Annotated in this window: 15 protein-coding genes; 13 read left to right on the top strand and 2 right to left on the bottom strand. The window is 34.7% G+C overall.

The genetic code is table 11. The annotated features are described in order from the left end of the window. Positions 1-30 precede the first annotated feature (30 nt). Positions 31-744, bottom strand: a complete 714-nt coding sequence (nagB, locus tag RT261_RS15085; RefSeq protein ID WP_313133703.1) for a glucosamine-6-phosphate deaminase — start codon at positions 742-744, stop codon at positions 31-33. 128 nt (positions 745-872) lie between these two features. After that, positions 873-1760 (bottom strand): ROK family protein, encoded by an 888-nt coding sequence (locus RT261_RS15080; RefSeq protein ID WP_313133702.1) that lies wholly within the window; start codon positions 1758-1760, stop codon positions 873-875. 419 nt (positions 1761-2179) lie between these two features. Here RT261_RS15080 and RT261_RS15075 point away from each other — a divergent pair, with 419 nt between their 5' ends. The 13 genes from RT261_RS15075 (at position 2180) to RT261_RS15015 (ending at position 21520) form a co-directional block, all read left to right on the top strand. Beyond that, positions 2180-3280: an SGNH/GDSL hydrolase family protein gene (locus RT261_RS15075; protein WP_313133700.1), complete on the top strand. Its 1101-nt coding sequence runs from the start codon at positions 2180-2182 to the stop codon at positions 3278-3280. A gap of 103 nt (positions 3281-3383) precedes the next feature. Then, complete coding sequence (locus tag RT261_RS15070) at positions 3384-5240, top strand: beta-N-acetylhexosaminidase (protein ID WP_313133698.1); 1857 nt, start codon at positions 3384-3386, stop codon at positions 5238-5240. Between the two features lie 255 nt (positions 5241-5495). Continuing rightward, positions 5496-7163, top strand: coding sequence for a hypothetical protein (locus RT261_RS15065; RefSeq protein ID WP_313133695.1), 1668 nt, complete (start codon positions 5496-5498; stop codon positions 7161-7163). A 149-nt stretch (positions 7164-7312) separates the two neighbouring features. Then, a complete protein-coding gene (locus tag RT261_RS15060; RefSeq protein WP_313133694.1) occupies positions 7313-8275 on the top strand; it encodes an ABC transporter permease in 963 nt (320 codons plus the stop codon). Positions 8276-8289: 14 nt separating this feature from the next. Continuing rightward, positions 8290-9516, top strand: coding sequence for a carbohydrate ABC transporter permease (locus tag RT261_RS15055; RefSeq protein ID WP_313133692.1), 1227 nt, complete (start codon positions 8290-8292; stop codon positions 9514-9516). Between the two features lie 153 nt (positions 9517-9669). Then, positions 9670-11262 carry an FAD-dependent oxidoreductase gene (locus RT261_RS15050; RefSeq protein ID WP_313133689.1) on the top strand — a complete coding sequence of 531 codons (1593 nt, stop codon included), beginning with the start codon at positions 9670-9672 and terminating at the stop codon, positions 11260-11262. A gap of 3 nt (positions 11263-11265) precedes the next feature. Continuing rightward, positions 11266-12858: a DUF4127 family protein gene (locus RT261_RS15045; RefSeq protein ID WP_313133688.1), complete on the top strand. Its 1593-nt coding sequence runs from the start codon at positions 11266-11268 to the stop codon at positions 12856-12858. Positions 12859-13003: 145 nt separating this feature from the next. Beyond that, entirely contained in the window at positions 13004-13696 is a 693-nt protein-coding gene (locus tag RT261_RS15040) for an N-acetylmannosamine-6-phosphate 2-epimerase (RefSeq protein ID WP_313133686.1), read from the top strand. A gap of 148 nt (positions 13697-13844) precedes the next feature. Continuing rightward, a complete protein-coding gene (locus RT261_RS15035) occupies positions 13845-14696 on the top strand; it encodes a MurR/RpiR family transcriptional regulator (protein WP_091685821.1) in 852 nt (283 codons plus the stop codon). Between the two features lie 421 nt (positions 14697-15117). Further along, positions 15118-17106: a family 10 glycosylhydrolase gene (locus tag RT261_RS15030; protein ID WP_313133684.1), complete on the top strand. Its 1989-nt coding sequence runs from the start codon at positions 15118-15120 to the stop codon at positions 17104-17106. Between the two features lie 319 nt (positions 17107-17425). Continuing rightward, on the top strand, positions 17426-19516 hold the full coding sequence (locus RT261_RS15025) for a sodium-translocating pyrophosphatase (RefSeq protein WP_313133683.1): 2091 nt from the start codon (positions 17426-17428) through the stop codon (positions 19514-19516). Positions 19517-19644: 128 nt separating this feature from the next. Next, positions 19645-19863 (top strand): PF20097 family protein, encoded by a 219-nt coding sequence (locus RT261_RS15020; protein ID WP_313133798.1) that lies wholly within the window; start codon positions 19645-19647, stop codon positions 19861-19863. A gap of 319 nt (positions 19864-20182) precedes the next feature. Further along, the gene (locus tag RT261_RS15015) at positions 20183-21520 is read left to right on the top strand and encodes a hemolysin family protein (protein ID WP_313133682.1); all 1338 of its coding nucleotides are present in this window, start codon (positions 20183-20185) and stop codon (positions 21518-21520) included. Positions 21521-21588 lie beyond the last annotated feature (68 nt).

The following is a 21588-nucleotide window of genomic DNA, read 5'->3' as shown; positions in this document are numbered from 1 at the left end:
CACATCCTTTCTTTTAAATCTTTTATGCTATTAGGCATTAAAGCAATAAGCCACTGTTAAATCCGGATGAAGTTGCAAAACAGATGCAGGAACTTCAGGAGTTATAGGACCGTAGATAGCTTTGTCTATAATTTCCTTCTTATCCGGACCATTAGCAACTAAGATAATTTTCTTTGCAGACATAATGGATCTGATACCCATAGTGATAGCTTTCTTTGGAACTTCTTCTATGGATTCAAAGAATCTTGCATTTGCCTTAATGGTAGTTTCATCTAACTCAACAACATGAGTTCCTTTTTCAAATGTAGTGTCCGGTTCGTTAAAACCAATGTGACCATTATGTCCGATTCCAAGTATCTGTAAATCAACACCGCCTAAATCTTCAATTAATTGATCATATCTTTTGCATTCCGCCTCTGCATCAGCAGCTAATCCATTGGGAACATTTGTATTCTTTATGTCAATGTTTACGTGATCAAAAAGATTATGATTCATAAAATAACGGTAACTTTGTTCGTTACTGGTTTCTAAACCGCAATATTCATCTAAGTTTACGCTGGTAACTTTTGAAAAATCAATATCACCTTTTTCATACCATTCAATTAATTGCTTATAGGTTCCAATGGGAGTGGAACCAGTTGCAAGGCCCAATACACAATTTGGTTTTAATATCACCTGTGCGGAGATAATGTTTGCTACTTTTCTGCTTAATTCCTTATAATCTTTTGCTTCAATAATTTTCATTTCTATTTCCTTTCTTATGCTTATTTAAATATTAATTCCTATTATAACAGATTATAATATAAAAGGTGTATTTATAACAGGGGAAAAAATTTTAAAAACTGTCTTTTTGTATGAGTTGATAAAAAATCTCATTTATTTAACATTTGTTCCGCTATGGCAGCCATACCATAGACACCTGCATTATTACCTAGTTGTGCAGGAACTATCTTTATTCCCTGAAAGCTATCCATAATTTTATTTTGGATTTTGTCATTAATGGAATCGATGATATACTTTTGTTTCATAATTCCGCCCCCCAGTATAATGCAGGAAGGATTAAAAATATGTACTAAATTAATTAAGCCATATATAATTTCATCAATCCAGTTATCTACTATATCTTTTATCTCTTTATTGCCTTGCTCCAATTCTGCAAAAATCAAATATCCAGTATTAAGAGTCGCATCATAGGCCATGGCATCCCGTAAAAGGGCAGTGGTAGATGCGTACTGTTCATAGCATCCTTTGTGGCCGCAGTTACAGGACAAACCATTTATATGGGTAACCATATGGCCCATTTCTCCTGCTACGCCTTGACTGCCTTTGTATATTTTACTATTAAAAACAATAGCACCTCCAATACCGGTACCATAAGTAAGACATAGAAAATCTTTTTCACCTTTACCGGCTCCGTAAAAACCTTCTCCAATGGCAGCAGCATTTACATCGTTCTCAATAAAGACTGGCTTCTTATATTTTTCCTTTATAATTTCGCTTAATTTAGTTCCTGTATAATTAGGTACATTTTCATTAGCATATATAATACAGCCTTTTTCGCTGTCAACCTGCCCGGTAGTGCTTATACTTATTACATCATAATCAGGATAAGAATCAATGGTTTTCATAATATTTTGAATTAACTTGGGGCCTCCAAGCCTGGCTTCCGATAAACATTCATCCCCTTTTAAAATCTTACCGTTATTAATCAGTGCAGACTTAATTGCGGTACCCCCAACATCTAAGGCTAATATATTCATAACAAGACCAAATCCATATCGTAAAGAATACTTACGACACTGCCAAATATAGGTGTAAAAGAATTCAGGTGGCAGCCTTTCATTAAAATTTTCTTTTTCACCGTTAAATAAAAATTATTTTCATTTTTTTGTTTTTTACATTGAAAATAAGGTATTACATATAAGAATGCAAGGTTTCCTTTATTAAAAATTATAGTATAAATATAGGAAAAAGCAAGTAAAAATAAAAATATTTTTCAAAACCAAAGCTTTTGAAAATATTTTTTATTTATTTTTATGAAATATATTGACTTATTGGTTAAAAAGTTATAGGATAATACTAATAAAAAAAATATTTTTCATTTAGTGAGTCGAAATAAAAATTATTTTCACAATTTTAGGTAAATTAATAATAATTTGGAAAGAAGTCGGTAGTTGTTATGGAAAAGGATATTAGAGATATTGATAAGAATATGTCGAATAACGGATTGACATCAACAGAAGGCATTAAGTGGTTTAAACCATATGAAGCACCTTTAAGATTAAGCGGCTTTCAATATTTTTCAGAAGACAGAGTTTATAGAAGATTGCCTCTTAGTAAAAAAGAGTTGTTTGAGAGGGTTAATAACAACCTAAATATATTAAGCGAGGATACTGCAGGAGGGCAAGTTGCTTTCCGAACCAATTCTTCCAAAATACTAGTAAGGGCAAAGAATAAAATTGGTCATGATATGGTCAATATGGCTGCAAGTGGTCAGAACGGATTTGACTTATATATGGGGCAAAATGGGGAACGTCTTAAATTTTACGGTATTACAAAATTTGATGTAAAATATAAAGAATATGAATGTGAAATCATTGCAAACTTGCCTGTGGGTCAAATCAGAGATGTACTCCTTAACTTTCCCTTATATGACGGAGTGGAGTATGTAGAAATAGGAGTAGATGATGGAGCAGAGGTATTGCCACCAAAGCCATTTGCAGCACCGGGGAAACTTGTTTTCTATGGAACTTCCATAACTCAGGGTGGTTGTGCTGCTCGTCCGGGAACGGCCTATACTAATATATTGAGCAGATGGCTGAACAGAGAAGTTATTAATCTGGGCTTTTCCGCCAATGGTCTTGGGGAATACGAGATGGCAGAATTAATCGCAGATATTGAAGATGCTTCCATGGTAGTGCTGGATTATGAAGCCAATGCAGCTACAACCGGCAGGTTAGAAGCTTCACTATCCGGCTTTATAGATATTATAAGGAAGAAGCACCCTGACATTCCAATCCTTGTTTTATCAAGAATACAATATTTAGCTGACTTTTATGATGAAACATTGCAGAAAAATAGAGAACATTATCGTAAATTCCAACTAGATACAGTGGAAGAAAAAAGAAGACAGGGCGATAACAATATTTATTTTTATAATGGAAATGACCTCTTCGACGATTATTTTGATGAGTATACAGTGGATTTTATACATCCCACAGATTTAGGTTTTTGGAAAATGGCAGAAGGCTTACATGGAGTAATTAAAGAACTTCTTTAATAGAAGAGAAGGTTGAAAAATTTCCTTCCTTCAATGGTTGAAATTCTTTCAACCGGAGATTTGTGCATGCAGCAAGTCTCCAGACTTTGAAAGGAGCATGATTATGAGAAAGTATCATTTTAAAAACTGCAATGGGTTGCAGATGAATGCTATTACAGAACTACAAAAACTATTACAATTTACAATTTCAAGTGACGGAATCTGTGTGGAACTTGAAAATACGGAATCAGGACTTGCAGTTGACAGCACTGCAGAAGGTTATAAAATAAAGTTCAGTAGTTTACATACTTTATTCCGGGGCATATTTCTTCTATATGCAAAGGGAGATAAGAAAGACCTACATATAAAACAGGAGTGCAGTTTCAAAGATTTTGGCATTATGCTGGACATATCAAGAAATGCAGTATTAAAAACAGAGACAATAAAGGATATAGTCTTGCATCTTGCATTGCTTGGGTATAATTCCTTGCAATTATATACAGAGGATACTCTGGAAGTTGAGAACGAGGAATACTTTGGTTATATGCGAGGCGCTTTAACGGGTGAGGAAATAAAAGAAATCGATGACTATTGCAAACTTTTTGGAATCGAGTTAATACCTTGTATTCAGACTTTGGCACATCTAAATCAGATAACCAGATACGAAAGATACGATAAGATTATAGATTATGGGGATATTCTACTGGTTGGTGAAGAAAGAACCTATGAATTATTGGAGAATATTTTTAAGACAGCATCTAAACATTTTACCAGCAGAAATATTAATATTGGCATGGATGAAGCCCATATGGTTGGACTGGGCAAATATCTGGATAAGAACGGATATAAAAACCGTTTTGATGTTATGTTGGAACATCTTAATAAAGTTTTAGAATTATGTGATAAATACGATTTTAAACCTAGAATGTGGAGTGATATGTTCTTTCGATTGGTTTCGGGAGGAGATTACTATAATACGGAAATTGATGGAGAGATACAAGGGTTATTTGATAAGATTCCAAAAGAAGTAAAACTTATTTATTGGGATTATTATTCTCTGGATTCTTCCAGGTATGAGAATAACTTGAAGCTGCATAAAAAGATTTCAGACAATGTAGGGTTTGCAGGTGGTGCATGGAAGTGGACCGGATTTGCTCCGGATAATCTGTTTAGCATAAAGACAGGGGAACAATCCATGAAAGCATGCAAAAATGTAGGAACGGACAGCTTTTTATTAACCTGCTGGGGTGATAATGGAGCGGAAGCAAGTGTATATTCCATTCTGCCTTCTATTTATTATTACGCGGAAGAAGCATATTCTGATCAGTTTGAAAAAGATTCCTTTTTAGCTTTGACCGGAATTGATTTTGATGATTTTATGAAGCTGGATTTACCTAACAGAATTATAGAACCTTCTGATTATGACAGAAACAATGCAAGTAAATTTTTATTGTACAACGATCTGCTCATAGGTACCTTTGATTCTCTGGTATTTGATACTATTGACGAAGCATATGAAAAAAATGCAATGGAATTAAAAGAAATCTGCAAGGCGGATAGATATGGGTACCTGTTTGATACGCTGTATAAATTGTGTGATGTACTTTCATTAAAAGCAAAACTAGGAGTGGATTTAAAAGCTGCTTATGACAAAAATGACAGGGAAATGTTATTAGAGATTAAAGATGCGATTTTGCCAAGATTAATTAATAAATTAGAATCCTTTTATGAAAGCTTCTTTTATCAATGGCATAAGGAAAACAAATCCTTTGGATTTGAAGTACAGGTTGTAAGGCTTGGAGGCTTGAAAAACAGAATGGAATATGTTCAAAAACGCATAGACCAGTACTTAAGAGGAGAGATATCTAAAATAGAAGAATTAGAAGTTCCAAGAAAACCATTTAACTATTTTGAAACAGTGGATTATAATAAAATAATTTATAATTTATGGAGTGTCATTGTGACACCATCCGTTATTTAACCCCATCAGGGAAGCGGATTCGCCTGTTTCAGCAGGAGTTTAAGCTCTCTGAAATGCCACGTAGTGGCAATGAGGTTATGAGCAGGTAGCGTAAGCGGAGAAACTTGTCTGTGTTGAGTAGAATATCCGCAGTTAGGCCACAAAAGGTGATTCTAGTTATTATTCATATGGAAAAGCCATTGCTTATTACACAGGACAGAACACTTTTCTTGTATTGAATAATAATTAAAATAAATATTATATGGAGGTATTGTGATGAAAGGGAAAAAAATCGCAAAAGTATTAACCATGCTGCTTATTTTAGCAACAATGTTTACTGTGGTTGGATGCAGCAAAAAAGGTGAGGAGGACAATACTGAAACAAAAACAGAAACAACAGGTAAAACAGAAACTGCAGAAACCCCTAATGAGGGAGAGGGAACTGCAAAAACATTAGCAGATTACGAAAAAGTAAATGCTTTTAAGTATTTCGGTATGGGTTCAGGGGTTGAAACCGAACAATTCAACAATAGCCCAACAGCACAGCTTGTAAAAGAACATACTGGTTATGATGTTTATTATGATCAGGCACCAGCTGATCCAATTGATGCACAGACTGCAATCACTAACATTTTTATGTTAAAGTCTGACTATCAGGCTGTAAAAGTATCCAAAGAACAATTCTATACATTACTAGAAATGGATGCATTACTTCCAATTACAGAATATGTAAATGCTTCTACTAATTTAAAAGAAGTTATAACAGATTTTGGATGGCAAACAGCAACAAAAGATGGTGAAATCTATGCAATTCCACAAAAGAATGCACGTTTAGCGTCTGATACAGCAATCGCTTTCAGATTAGATTGGCTAAATGAATACAATACAGCAAATCCAAATGCTCAGATTCCAGTTCCATCAAAAGAAAACAACTATTCCATGACATTATCAGATTTCAAGGCTATGTTAACATTCTTTGCTACAAAGGTACCTGCTGGTGGAAAAGCAATGGCAATTGACGTACAAACTGTTTATCAGGAAAATATCCTGCCTGCTTTTGGCATCTACAATGAATGGGCTGAAGTAAATGGTAAATTGGAATATGCTATTAATCAGCCAGGATTTGAAGATTACATGAAGTACATGGAAGACCTATTTGATAATGGATTAATCCAATATCAGGCTACCGCTAATGATGCAGGTGCTGCTAAATCATTACAAGCAAGAACTGTAGGTGCAGGACGTATTCCTCACTGGAATGCAGCAACTATAGAAGCAACGGATACAGCTGCTACAGATGACAACATTTCTTACATTCAGGCACTTGTACCAGATGAAAACAAAGGAGATGCAAACGCAGTTAGAGTATTTGCTAAACAAGGCTACGGTTTTTATACTGTTATTCCTAAGTATTCAACACCAGAACAAGCTGCAGCAGTGATTGACTGGGCAGATAAAAAACTTGATAAAGATTTCTTCTTAGAGATGGTATTAGGTACAGAAGGTGAAACTTATACAGTAGAAAACGGAGAGTATTATCCAATTTTACCTACATTTGATGAAAAACAAGGTCTGGCTGACAAATTCATGGATGGTATAAGAGAAGACGACTATGCTACCTATTGGTTATGCCGTACAAGAAAAACAGAAGCTCAAGATAAGATGTTTAGTATTGCAAACTACAATATTGAAAAAACCGGTATTCAAAATCCAATAACTGTAATGCCTCCAAACACAGCTTATGATACTTATTACACAGCTGCTAATATTGAGGTAAAAGATACTTTAGTTACTACTTTATTTGAAAAAGGTACTAGTTTATCTGTTGATGATATCAAAGCCGTATTTAACGGATTACAAGGTGAAGAAATTACAGCTTCCGTAAATGAATGGTATCAGAATTGGGAATTAAAAGATTCATTTAATACCGTACAACCTAGATAATATTGGACAATGTTATTACCATCTGCCTGTTTACAGGCAGATGGATTCACCAAAATACGTAGGTGACAACTTAAAAGGTGTGAATATATAACATTTGTCCACTACGTATTTTGGTGAGTTATATTATTTAAAAACAGGAGGTAAAGCCGGTGAAAAAGGTGAAAGAGAAAAAAGTAAAGGTTAGCTTTGGTGAGCAATTAAAGCGCAATGGTAACTTGTTTATATTCTACATACCAGCGGTTGTGTTTGCCATCTTATTTTATTATACTCCAATGCTTGGATTGGTTATGGCCTTTAAAGAAAATCCAAACTTATTTGGCAGCAGCTCGGCATTAGCTGGTATTTTGGAGGCAAATTGGGTAGGATTAAAGAATTTTAAAACAATATTTAGTAATCCACAGGTGTTAAATGCTCTCCGTAATACTTTAATTATCAGTACTATGAAAATAATTATAGTTTTTCCTATTCCTATTGTGCTTGCTATATTAATTAGTGAAATGAAAGGAAAAATTGTAAAGAAATCTTTACAACTTACCATGTATCTTCCTTACTTTTTATCCTGGGCTACCATAGGAGGAATCTTTATCGCAATATTGAATAAAGAAACCGGTTTAGTAAATAACATTCTGGAATGGTTGGGACATGAAAGATTTAATTTTATAACCAGTAATGTTTCTTTCCGATCCGTTATTGTATCAACAACAGCCTGGAAAGATATTGGCTGGAGTACTATTACATATTTGGCGGCTATTACTGCTTTGGACAGAAATCAACTAGAAGCTGCAAAAATTGATGGTGCTTCAAAATGGCAGCAAATCAAATATATCACACTTCCCGGAATTATGCCGGTAGTTGCGGTTATGTTTATATTAAGAATTGGATTCTTGATGGATGCCGGATTCGAACAAGTCTTTGTATTCTATTCACCATTCGTTCAGGAATCAGGTGATATATTGGGTACTTATACTTATCGTTTAATTCGACAATCCGCTTTAATCCCTCAATATGCACTATCCACAGCGGTAGGATTCTTTAATTCCATGGTAGCGTTGATACTTGTTGTTGGAGGCAATTTTGTTTCTAAAAAATTCTTCAACAAAGGTATTTGGTAAAAGGAGGCGTGAGCATGAAGAAATCAAAACATAATGAATTATTAACAAAAGCTGAGAAACAACAAAGATTTCTTGACAGGGTTTTGTTAACGGGAGGTATTATTTCCTTAGCAATTCTATTGGAACAAATCATTTATGTAAAATTAAGTGCATCCATTAATTTTAAACTGGATTTGGTTTATGCATTAATTTGGGCGGTATTTGCACTGGAGAATATAAATAGAGTAATAAAATTAAAAACAAAAACAGATAGAATCTATTATGCAAAATTTGATAAAGCTGAAATTCTGTACTTTATTATTTCACTTATTGTAGTTCCGCTATCCTTTGCGATGCCGTCATTAAAAGTGGCAAGGTGGATTATTCTGTTAAAGTTCCCGCATCTGTTTCGAAGATTTAATGATGAAAAAGTATTTCAGGTGATAACTAAAATCGTTGGTGTACTATTAATAGCTTTTTTCTTTGTACCATTTTTAAATGTAATAGCAGTAAGTTTATCATCACCGGGTCAAATCATTAATATTTTCCCGAAAAAAATTAATTTCTTTTCTTTAAAATATGTATTAACAGATATGGGATTTATTAAATCTTTTGGAAATTCCATATTTATCACAGTGGTAGGTACTTTAATATCAGTAACCTCAATGGCAATGGCTGCATATCCCTTATCAAAACCGGATATGCCCCTTAGAAAAACGATGATGCTGTTCTTTATGATTGTTATGTTATTCTCAGGTGGAATCGCTCCTAATATTTTAGTAGTAAATGCACTTGGATTAACAGATACCATATGGGGACTTATATTACCTACCGTAGTTATGGTTTATTATTTACTATTATTAAAAGGATTTTATGAAAGCATTCCTGATGAACTGGAGGAATCTGCAAAATTAGATGGTGCAAATAATTTTCAGATATTATTTAAAATTATTTTCCCAATAGCATCACCTATGATTGCAACGGTAACATTCTTTACTGCAATCAGTTTTTGGAACAACATTAACAGCTCTATACTTTATGTTACATCAAACCAAAGTATATATCCGGTTCCTATGTATATTAAAAACTTTTTAAGCAGAAATCCTATGGATGTTGCGCAATCTATGCCGGAGCTGTTACCATTCTGGGATAATATTAAAATGAGTTATATTTTAATATCCATTATACCAATCCTGTGTGCATATCCTTTTATCTTCAAATATATCAAAAACGATGTATCTGCAGGTGCAGTTAAAGGCTGATAGGATAGAATAAGAGATTTATAGTAAGGTTGAAAGAAAATTAATGATGGAAAGCCATAATGTGATTCTTTAACTTGTGGCAGTATCAAGTCTGTAAGCAGAGTATCCTGTTTGAAAGCAGAGGCTTCCATATGCTTGCAGCTGGGAAATGTAATGGTTAAAACATTGAAAGAATACAGAAAAGGGGAAAGAGAATTGATGAAGTTTGATATTGCTATTATAGGTGGCAGTTTAGGCGGAGTGCAGGCAGCAATCAGTGCCGCAAAAAAAGGGAAAAAAGTATATATGTGTGAAGAAACGGACTGGGTGGGAGGTCAGTTAACGACTCAGGCTGTTCCTCCTGATGAGCATAAATGGATAGAAGAATTCGGTGCAGCAGGAAGCTATCTAAAATATAGACAGGATGTTAGAAATCATTACAGAAATTTACCCAATATCAGTGATGAAATTAAGAATAAGGACAGATTTTGTCCCGGTAATTCCTGGGTATCCAGAATTGCCCATGAACCCAAAGTGGCACTTAAGATTCTAAACTCCTATTTAGAGCCATTTATACAAAATGAAACCTTGTTAATTGATTATTACACTGCACCAGTAGACAGCCTGGTAGCAAACGATGTGATCCAGTCAGTTACCGTAAAAAATACAAAGAGTCAGGAAACAAAAGTAATAGAAGCAGATTATTTCTTAGATGCTACCGATTGCGGAGATTTGTTACCAGTTGTTCATGCTGAATATAGAACCGGTGCGGAAAGCAAAGAAGAAACAGGAGAACTTCATGCTCCGGAAGTTGGAAATCCCCATGATATGCAGCCAATTACCTGGGTTGTAGCATTAGAATTAAATCCGGAGGGGGATTACAAGATTCCAAAACCAGAAAAATATGAGTTCTTTAAGAATTTAGATGTAACTTATGATAATAATAAATTATTCAGCTGGTATGCCCCGGAAGCTGAAACACAGAAAAAGGTATTATTCTCTATGTTTGATAATGAAGTGCCAGAAAAGCCTTTAGGCTTATGGAGCTATAGAAGAATTATTGATACAAAGAATTATAAAGATCCATCTGTGAAAGAAGTTTCACTGATAAATATACCTCAGAATGACTTTAGCTTAGGTAATATATATGATGATAAAGATGCAGAAGAAAACAGAAAGCTGGCAAGAGAGCAAACCATGTGCCTTGTTTACTGGCTTCAAAATGATGCACCAAGGGCAGATGGCGGCTTTGGATATCCGGTTGGATTAAGACCTGATATTATGGGAACAGAGGATGGGATTGCTAAAGCACCGTATATAAGAGAATCCAGAAGAATTGTTGCAAAGAAAACCATTTGTGAGCAGGATGTAAGTAAAAAATTTAATAAAGTACCCCCAACTGTGAAAGATTCTGTAGGAGTGGGACATTACGCTATTGATATTCATTTGACTACCAAAACCCACTCTTTCCTTTATGATGCTACTTATCCTTTTGAAATTCCATTGTCTGCAATGATTCCGGTAAGACTTAAGAATTTGATTCCAGCATGTAAAAATATTGGATGTACCCATCTTACCAATGGTTGTTACCGTCTGCATCCGGTGGAATGGAATGTTGGAGAAGTTGCCGGGTTATTAGCAGCTTATGCAATGGATTGTAATGTAAGTTTAGAAGAGATTTTAGAAAATAGAATGGAGGATTTCCAACAAGTATTAGTTAAAGAGGGAATTCAATTACATTGGGATTATACGAAAATGGAGGTTTAAGTCATGAAAAAAATAGTATTACTTCCACTGGATGAAAGACCTTGTAATTATCATTTTCCATATAAATTATTCGATAATAGCTGCAATTCCGGTGCTACAGCACCAGTTAATAACGACAGCAATTTTGTGTCACATCAGAAATTGCCAGTTGAAGAAACAAGTTTTTTAAACTTAGATTTTCAAATTATAAAACCGGATAAATTAGGAGATAAAAAAACACCTGCAAATACATCGGACATCCAGGAATTCCTTAAAGAATCCTGTAAAGATGCGGATGGATTAGTAATATCTATTGATACTCTTGCCTATGGAGGTTTGATTCCGTCAAGACTTCATCATTCCAGTGAAGAAGAACTTAGGGAAAGACTAGAAATTCTCAAAGAGTTAAAGAAAGAAAATAAGAATCTGAAAATATACGCTTTCCATTGTATTATGAGATGTCCTAAATATTCTTCTGATGATGAAGAACCGGATTATTATGAAGAATGCGGAGCAGAAATTCATAAAATAGGTGAATTAGAGCATAAAGCCAGATTAGGAATAGAAACTGATAAGGAGCTGGCTGATTTACACAAAAAAGTAAAAAGTCAGTATTTGGAGGATTATACTAAGAGACGTAAAGTGAATCTTTCTTTGAATTTATTATCTTTGGATTATGTAAAAGAAGGTTATATTGATTTTCTGATTATACCTCAGGATGATTCCGCTAAATATGGTTTTACTGCAATGGATCAGGAAATTGTAAGAGAAAAGATAACAAATGAACTACTACAAGACCAGGTATTAATGTATCCTGGCGCAGATGAAGTTGCAATGACACTCCTTACAAGGGTAATCAATAATATAAATGGAAGAATCCCTAATATTTATATAAAATATGCTTCTATTCATGCACCATATATAATTCCTGCATATGAAGATCGATCCTTGGGCGAAACTTTAAAATATCAGATTATGTCTGCCGGGTGTATGCAAACAGAGTCCCCGGCAGAAGCAGACCTTATTCTTGCAGTCAGTGCACCTGCTGGTGAAATGTTAGAAGCATCTGCCCAGCCTGTAAAAAATCAGAATTATTGCGTAGAAAGAAATCTGACGGAATTTGTTCTGTTTATTGAAGAACAGTTAAAGAAGGGCAGACCCGTTACCATAGGTGATAATGCCTTTGCCAATGGAGCAGACTTAGAATTAATCGCTTTACTGAATAAAAAGGACCTATTAATGAAAGTTGCAGGGTATGCAGGATGGAATACTTCTTCCAATACACTTGGAACTGCTATCAGTCAGGGGGTTTTATATCTTTATAGAAATGATTGTAAGGAGCACAGAGATTTTCTGGTAGAAAGATATATTGAAGATGCAGGTTACTGCGCTGTTGTTCGTAAATATGTAACCGAACAAAAATTAGACAGCCTTGGAATGAACTACTTTGATGTAAAAGAAAGTAATGGTGTTGTAAGTAAGTTAGTTCGGGAAACGTTACAGGAATTTGTGGATTCAAAATTATCTTCTATAGCAGAAAAGGTATGTATCAATCAAGTATATATGCCGTGGAGAAGAATGTTTGAGATTGGCCTTGATGCCAATTATAAAATATAAAAATAAACTACATATATACTATAAAATCAATATCTATTGTAAAAGAATATACTATATAGTAAAATTAGGTAGAATTGATTTGACGGATTGGACCAAGCTTAGCTTTAGCCCAACGCTTTGGTATATATATCTGGAGGTCAAAGCAATGAATAAGAAGACAGAAGTTTTTAGCAAAATTAAGGGTGGGTTAATTGTTTCTTGCCAGGCACTGGATAATGAGCCTCTTTATAGCTCTTATATCATGTCCAGAATGGCATATGCAGCTCAGCTGGGAGGAGCTTGCGGAATTCGTGCAAATTCTCCTGAAGACATTACAAAAATCAAAGAAACAGTTGATTTGCCAGTAATAGGTTTATATAAAAAGAATTTTAAGGACAGTGAGGTTTACATAACACCTACAGAAGAATGTGTAGATGCACTTATGGAAAGTAAACCGGATATTATTGCAATAGATGCAACTGATAGACTTCGTCCCTTTGGTATTACATTGGATGAGTTTTTTAAGAAAATTCGAAGCAAATATCCAGATATGATTTTTATGGGCGATTGTTCTTGCTTAGAAGATGGCATTCATGCGGAAAAATTAGGATTTGATCTTGTGGGGACTACCCTATGCGGATATACGAATGACACGCAAGATACGGAGCTTCCTAATATTTCTTTAATGAAGCAACTGACCAGTACACTAAAGATACCTGTTATTGCGGAAGGAGGCATATGGTCTCCGGGAGAATTAAAAGCAGCAATTGATAGTGGTGTACATGCGGCAGTAGTGGGAACTGCAATCACTCGTCCTATGGAGATTACTAAGAGATTTGTTAATGCTATAAGAGTGTAAATAAGACGGAGGGTATAATTATCATATCTCTCAGAGATTACATGTGACATATGGGGCTGCCTGGGCAGCCATGTCACAATTGTGAAGAAGAGCGTCTTTACACCGGCATTAAGGTAGAAAGGTTAAAAGATAAAAGGAGAGACGGATAATGAACGGGATTTTTGCAACCATTGAAGGAAATTATGCAAAGTTTACAAAATCAGAAAAGAGAGTAGCAGATTTTATTTTTGAGAATCCACAGAGGGTATTATATACTTCTATAACAGATTTGGCAGAAATGTGCGGAGTGGGAGATACTACTGTGTTCCGCTTCTGCAAAGCACTTAAACTAAATGGTTATCAGGAATTTAAAATGCTGCTGGCTCAGGATATATCCAATTCCAACGGCAGTAATAACGTATTGGTTGGAACTATAAATCCGGATGATGATGTCAAAACCGTTTGTGAAAAGGCGTTATCCACTAACATCGCAGCTTTAAATGAAACCTTTCATGTTCTGGATTTTGATGCTGTTTCGAAAGCGGTAGATCTAATTTCTGCTGCGAGACGAATCCATTTTTTTGGAATGGGTTCTTCCGGCGTAATTGCATTAGAAGGAAAGCAAAAATTCATGAGAATTCTGCCTAATGTGGAATATGTTTCTGATTGTCATATGCAATATATGGCTGCATCTTTACTTGATAGCAGAGATTTGGCGGTAATCGTCTCATATTCCGGCTCAACAAAAGACATGATTGAAATCCATAAACTTATTAAGAAAAATGGTTGTAAGTCAATCTGTATCACAAGATTTGCGAAATCCTCCCTAACCAATATCGCCGATGTGGTTTTATTATGCGGTTCCAATGAAGGACCGTTGGAGGGAGGAGCTTCTTCCACAACTATGGTACAGCTATATATATTAGATGTATTATATTTGCAATATTTTATTAAGCACTATAATCAATCAAGAGAAAATAAATCAAGAACAACGGAATCTATATCAAATCAGTTGTTGTGATTCAGAGAGGCTGTTGCAAAACAATTAACTGTCATTCTGAGATTAAATTTAGCATAGCTGAATTTTAGCAATGAATCTTAAGATAAGATTCTATGAACTGAAAATTCAATTTTCTGAATTGTATCTGAGAATAACTATTTTGCAACAGCCCTTTACTTTGCGGTAAAGTGTGAAACAGAAACTGCAAAGAGCCATATAGAAAAGTGTGAAGAACAAGCTTCTTCATCCATTATTTAAATGTTGAAAGAAAATATAACTATAGAAAGGCTGCCACGAAAGGATTCTTTCAATTTGATTTTGTGGCAGTGTCACATTTGAAAGCGAAAGTATAACTAAAATTGAAGTATTACAACTGCTAAGAGAAATATTATATCTGTAGACAGAGATATTTCTATAATCAAATTTGACACTGGATATGAATATGAATAAAAATTATAGTTTACCGGGTTTATTAATAGAAACCACCTTTGTATATGACTTTATCAGTCAAGGTGAAGTAAAATCCATCGATTATATTAACCCTGATAATGGGGATATTCTTATGGATAAAGATAATGCTGTTATTTTATTTACTGGGGGGAATCCAGTTATTGTAAGTAATGAAATGAAAACAGGATGTGTTGCGGTGGTTGTAGATTCGAATATGGCCGTAACAAAAGTAATAAATAAAGTCCCTGACAAGGGAATAAAACCTTCTTTTACCGAATCGGTGGATGTTGAAATTCCAGATGGAGGGTTTATGGTTCTTTCTTATGATTCTGATTATGAAAATTCAGGGATTCGAAGCTTTTTTGCAGAGAAATTTAACAATGGAGATATTATAAAATTGAGAATGAACAATACAAAAATCTCCTTGGAGGAAGTTCTGCAATTAACAGGCCAGGCAGAAATGAAAGCATCCATATCTTTGTTAAATGGAGATTACTGTACTACAGAGGAAAGGGATTTAAAGCTTGCAGGTTTCATAAGAAATCCATTAACATCTGCAGAATATAAAATTGAAGTGAAAAAATACGGCGCTTCCGGAGAGTTTGTAGAAGAAAAAATAGTAGAAATTACTGATAAGGATGACTTCGGTTTTCTTATATCACTTCAACTAAACGATGGTGTGAATTACGTTGACCTTTCTCTCTATGAAGCTGGACAATTATTAAACTATGCAAATCAAAAAAGAATTGTATTTAAGAAGAAACAAAAAACTTTAAATAAAGATAAGCAAGTGATTATGTGGGTAGAGCAGTTTGTGAATGCTAAAACCTTAAATACGGTGGAGAAAATGGAGCAAGTAATTGCCACTGCCAAAGATGCCGGAATTACTGAATTTGCTGTTGATGTAAAAGGCTGTGAAGGATTTGCCGCATATAAAAAAGCTACTCTTACACATGCACCTTATATAACCGAAACAAGAGATCCCAGAAAAAAGGCAGAAATGGAAATTGATTTCTTAGAGGAATTCGTAAGAATTGCCCATAAACATAATATGAAAGTATATGCCAGCTTTAATTTCTTTGTAGAAGGTAATATATCAACAGAAGATTATGCCATTCATGTTCCGGATAAGCATCCGGGATGGGCAGAGGTAATTCAGGCACCAGAAGACAAGGGTGAGCTTAAAAGTGTATTACATACTAAAAGAAACGCTATGCTTTTATATGTTAACCCGGCTAATGATGAAGTACAGGATTTCCAATTAAAAAGAGTGGAAGAAGTTCTTATGAACTATTCTATCGATGGTGTTATATTGGATAGAGCCAGGTATGATCATCAGTATGCAGATTTCAGCGAAGAAACAAAAGAAAAATTTATTGCTTATTTAACAGGTAAGAATAAGGCGTTAGATAATTGGCCTGCCGATGTTTATTCTATCGGTCCAGATGGGACTGTGGTGCTTGGAAAGCATTATTTTGAATGGATAACTTTTAGAAGTTTGGTAATTAGTAATTTCTCCAATCGTTTAAGAGCATTGGTTAATCAGTATGGCAAAAATCAAAACAGGGACATTAAACTTGCTGCATATGTAGGTTCCTGGTATGAAACATACTATCAAAATGGGGTCAATTGGGCAGATGAAAGTTTTATTTATAATGAAAGACTGGATTTTCCGCTTCCGCCTCTTTATACAAGAGAATATGCGAAAGCAAGCTATTTAGATAATATTGATTTTATTATGATTGGGTGCTATTATGATACCAAAGAGCAAATTGAAAAATATGTAACTCTTGGTAACATACTAACCAATGAGAAAGTAGATTTAATAGGATCTATCAGCCTACCTGATTTGAAAACACCGGAGGAATTGCGCAATGGATTTCAAACGGTTTATCAAAACAGCAATGGCGGTATGATTTTTGATTTGTGTTATACAGATTGGACGAAATTAAAACCGGCTATTCAGAACGAAGAAATATAAAGTGAAAAATAGTGATACATAACATAAAAATATCGGAGATCTGTTAATTGTGAATAATTATTTTCCAGCAATTTATAGTGATTGTTGAAAAGATAAGTTTTGTCTTATCTATAATACTATTTAAATTTAACAAATCATAATATATATGTAGTGTAAATTTTTTAGAAATAAGGAGATGGGCATACAGGTCTGAACGGGATAGGGATACATCTGTCAATAAATTAAGACATAATAAACTGCAGAAAAGAAAATGAACTTGTTTAAAATACCAGAACGTTATTGTTATAAACAATTACATAAATGTAAGGAGATGAGTATTTTGAAAATTGAAGTTTCATGGTTCTACTACGCATCTATTATTGTTTCATTACTCGCATTTGGAGCTGCCTTTTGGCTGTACAAATGGGTGGCTTCACAGCCTTCCTCTAACAAAAGGATTGAGGAAGTAGGTCAATTGATTCGTAATGGTGCAAATACCTTTTTAGCAAAGGAATTCAAAACATTAGGACGTTTTTGTGCAGTGGCAGCTATTATTATATTTATTCTCTTGCCTGTTCCTATATGGACTGGGAATCTGATGGATAATATATCTATGGCTGTATCCTATCTGTTTGGAACTTGTTTTTCTGCTGTTGCAGGCAAGGTTGGTATCAGTATAGCAACCATTGCCAATATAAAAGCAGCAGAAGCTTCTACAAAGGGAATCAAACCCTCTTTCATGTCTGGCTTTCGTGGTGGAGCAGTTATGGGCATGGCTGTAGTTGGCTCCAGTTTACTTGGCGTAACCTTGGTATTGATGTTTACTGATAATACAACTGCACTTTTGGGTTTTAGTTTTGGGGCAAGCTCTATGGCACTATTTGCAAAGGCTGGAGGCGGTATTTTTACCAAGACAGCGGATATTAGTGCAGACTTAGTGGGAAAAGTAGAACTTGGAATACCGGAAGACGATCCCAGGAATCCTGCTGTTATAGCGGACAATGTAGGGGATAATGTTGGTGATGTGGCGGGAATGGGAGCGGATTTATTTGACTCTAATGTTGCTTCCATGGCGGCGGCTCTCGTTATGGCATCTGCCTTAGATAAAATTACCGGCGGAAGCATGAATATGAGCATGGTATTCTGCTATGCTGCAATTGGCTTGTTTTCATCCATTATTGGTGTATTAACTGCCAAGATGAATGACAAAGGAAACCCTACAAGAGCATTAAATAGTAATACATATGTAACTACAATAATATATGGAGTACTCACCGCTTTGGCTACCTATCTTTTTAATTTTGAGTGGAGAATCTGGATAGCCAGCGTAATTGGTTTATGTGTAGGTGTTCTGATTGGAATCGCCAGTGATTACTTTACCAACGATACGAAAAAACCGGTTCATGCAGTGGCAAAAGCCTCCGAGTCAGGACCTGCATTTACTATATTATCCGGTATCTCTTATGGACTGATGAGTACTTTGCCGTCTATGATCGGCATTGGATTATCTGCCTTGGCAGCTTATAAAATCTGTGAACCTTTAGGTGAGGGATATCCTATGTTTGGAATCGCTATGTCGGCAGTAGGAATGCTCTCTATCGTAGGCATGATTATATCCAATGATGCTTATGGGCCCATTGTTGACAATGCCAGAGGTCTGGTTGAAATGGGGGACCTGGGAGATAAAGCACTTGAAATTACAGATTCTTTGGACAGTGCAGGAAATACGGTAAAAGCTATTACAAAAGGATTCTCTATTGGAGCAGCAGGACTTACAGTTATTGCTTTGTTAGGAGCCTTTATAAGTGAAGTGAATGCCGGGGCACTGGAGATGGGAAAAGAAGTACTAACTGGATTTGACGTGCTTAATCCTGTCGTTTTCTTTGGTTTATTAGTAGGTGCAGCCATACCGCCTGTTTTTTCTGCTATGCTAATGCTTGGAGTTGACAGGAATGCCCAACGTATGGTGGAAGAGATCCATCGCCAATTCAGGGAAATTAAAGGCCTTAAAGAAGGTCATAAAGATGCGGTTCCCGAATATGATAAATGTATTCGAATAGCTACGGATGGTGCTTTGAAAGAATTAATACCTGCAGGATTAATGACGATATTGGCAACGATCTTAGTTGGATTTATTGGAGGAGTGCAGGCTATTGGAGGCTTTATTACAGGCAACATTGTCAGCGGGTTAATCTTTGCATTATTTATGTCTAATTCAGGGGGACTTTGGGATAACAGTAAAAAATATATTGAGGCCGGCCATAATGGAGGAAAGAACTCAGAAACTCATAAAGCAACGATAGTCGGTGATACGGTAGGTGATCCTTTTAAAGACACGGCAGGACCGTCCATAAATACACAGATTACAGTTATTTCTTTGGTAGCCTCTTTAACTGCAACACTATTTTTAACATTTTCATTATTTGGTTAATATAATATAAGATTAGATACGGTATATCAGAATTATCACATGTAAAACTACATTTTCAATGGCATTACTTTATGTGATAATTCTGAGCCGTTTTTTTGGTTAGATTAATTATTTTAAGGAGAAAACAAATGCAATGTCCTTATTGCAATAAAGAAATGAAATTAGGTTCTATTGATGTTTATGACACATTAAGTTGGTCACCTGAAGGTGAAAGGAGAAAAGGACCTTCAAAATATAGTGTTGCCAGAAATGGTATTGTAATATCAAAATACTTTCCTCTTACCTCTGCTTCAAAAGAAGCCTTTTACTGTTCTTCATGTAAAAAAATAATTATAGATGTGGAGTAATAAATCAGAAAGCCCTAAAGTTAACATTTTGACGGGTGGATCTTTAGAGGATAAAACAACAGATAAAGTTACCAATATGAAAATGAAGAATTAATATAAAAAAGCGTCCATGAGAATCTTAAAAAAAGATGCTTGTTTTTAGTTGTTTGAAAGCAGAACTACATTGTAGTTCTTATTACTAATGGGATTGATAAAGCCTATAACAGGAATTGCAGCCTTATATTATGCGCAAAACTTGCAAAAGTGATTTAAATATGTTATAATACATAATCATTTATTAACCAATTATTATTTTTTATTTTTTTAGGAGGAACGATACATGGACGATGACCCCGACGGGGATAGTATTTTGATGCAAATACTATTGCTTTTATTTTTAACTCTAATCAATGGTTTTTTCTCATGTGCCGAAATGGCTATGGTATCTGTTAACAAGAATAAGATTAAAAAGTTAGCAGACGGAGGAAACAACAAAGCCATCTTGGTTCAAAGATTTCATGATGAACCAACCAAATTTTTATCAACGATTCAAGTTGCAATTACACTTGCTGGATTTTTCTCAAGTGCATCTGCCGCAACAGGACTTTCAGATCCTTTAAGCAGATGGTTGACAGATCTGCGGGTTCCGTACAGCGGACAAATTTCTTTAATAACAGTTACTTTAATACTTTCATTTTTTACCTTGGTTTTTGGTGAATTAGTACCAAAAAGAATTGCTATGCGTAATCCGGAAGCAATCAGCATGTTTTCTGTAAAACCCATTGGTGCCGTTTCCAAATTTGCATATCCTTTTATCAGACTTTTAACGGGAACCACCAATTTAGTAATGAAAATCTTCGGTAACGAAAATGAAAATGTACAGGACATGATTTCCAGAGAAGAAATTAAATCTCTTGTAGAAGAAGGACAAGCACGCGGTGTAATTAATAAAAAGGAAAAAGAGATGATTGATTCCATTATTGAATTCGATGATACCTTGGCAAAAGAAGCAATGACACCAAGAATTAATGTTTTTGCCATAGATATATTAGAGCCAATGGAAGAATATCTTGACGAATTATTGGAAGTAAAATATTCAAGGATTCCTGTTTACGAAGATGACGTTGATAACGTTATTGGTGTTTTATACATGAAGGATTTTATGCGTGAAGCTATAAAAAAAGGATTTGACAATATTGATATAAGATCTATTATGAATAAACCTTTTTTAGTTCCGGATAGTAAAAATATTGATGAGTTATTTAAAGAAATGCAGTTATCTAAGACGCAAATTGCCATATTAATTGATGAATACGGTGGATTTTCCGGTATTGTAACACTGGAAGACTTAGTAGAAGAAGTAATGGGTGATATTGATGATGAATATGATAATAATGCACCTAAAATTAAAAAAATCGACAATTCTACTTATTTAATTGATGGTATGATACCAATTGATGAGTTAAATTATAAATTGGATTTAAATATCAGTTCAGATAATTTTGAAACCATATCAGGTCTATTAATCGATACACTTGGTGAAATACCAAGAGACCAAGATGACCGTACTATTGAATTGGATGGATTGGTTTTTAAAATTGAAAGTGTTAAGAAAAAGCGCATAGATAAAATAAAGCTCTATATTGGAACAAGAGAAGAAACAGTTCAACAATCATAAGAGAATTATTACAAATTAAATAAAAATTTAGACTACTAACAATAGTACACTTTGCCCAATATGGGGTA

Origin of the sequence: Anaerocolumna sp. (assembly GCF_032079385.1) — a bacterium.
Lineage (GTDB): Bacteria > Bacillota > Clostridia > Lachnospirales > Lachnospiraceae > Anaerocolumna.
Note: the sequence above shows the minus strand (reverse complement) of the source record. Positions and strands in the feature narration are given on the sequence as shown.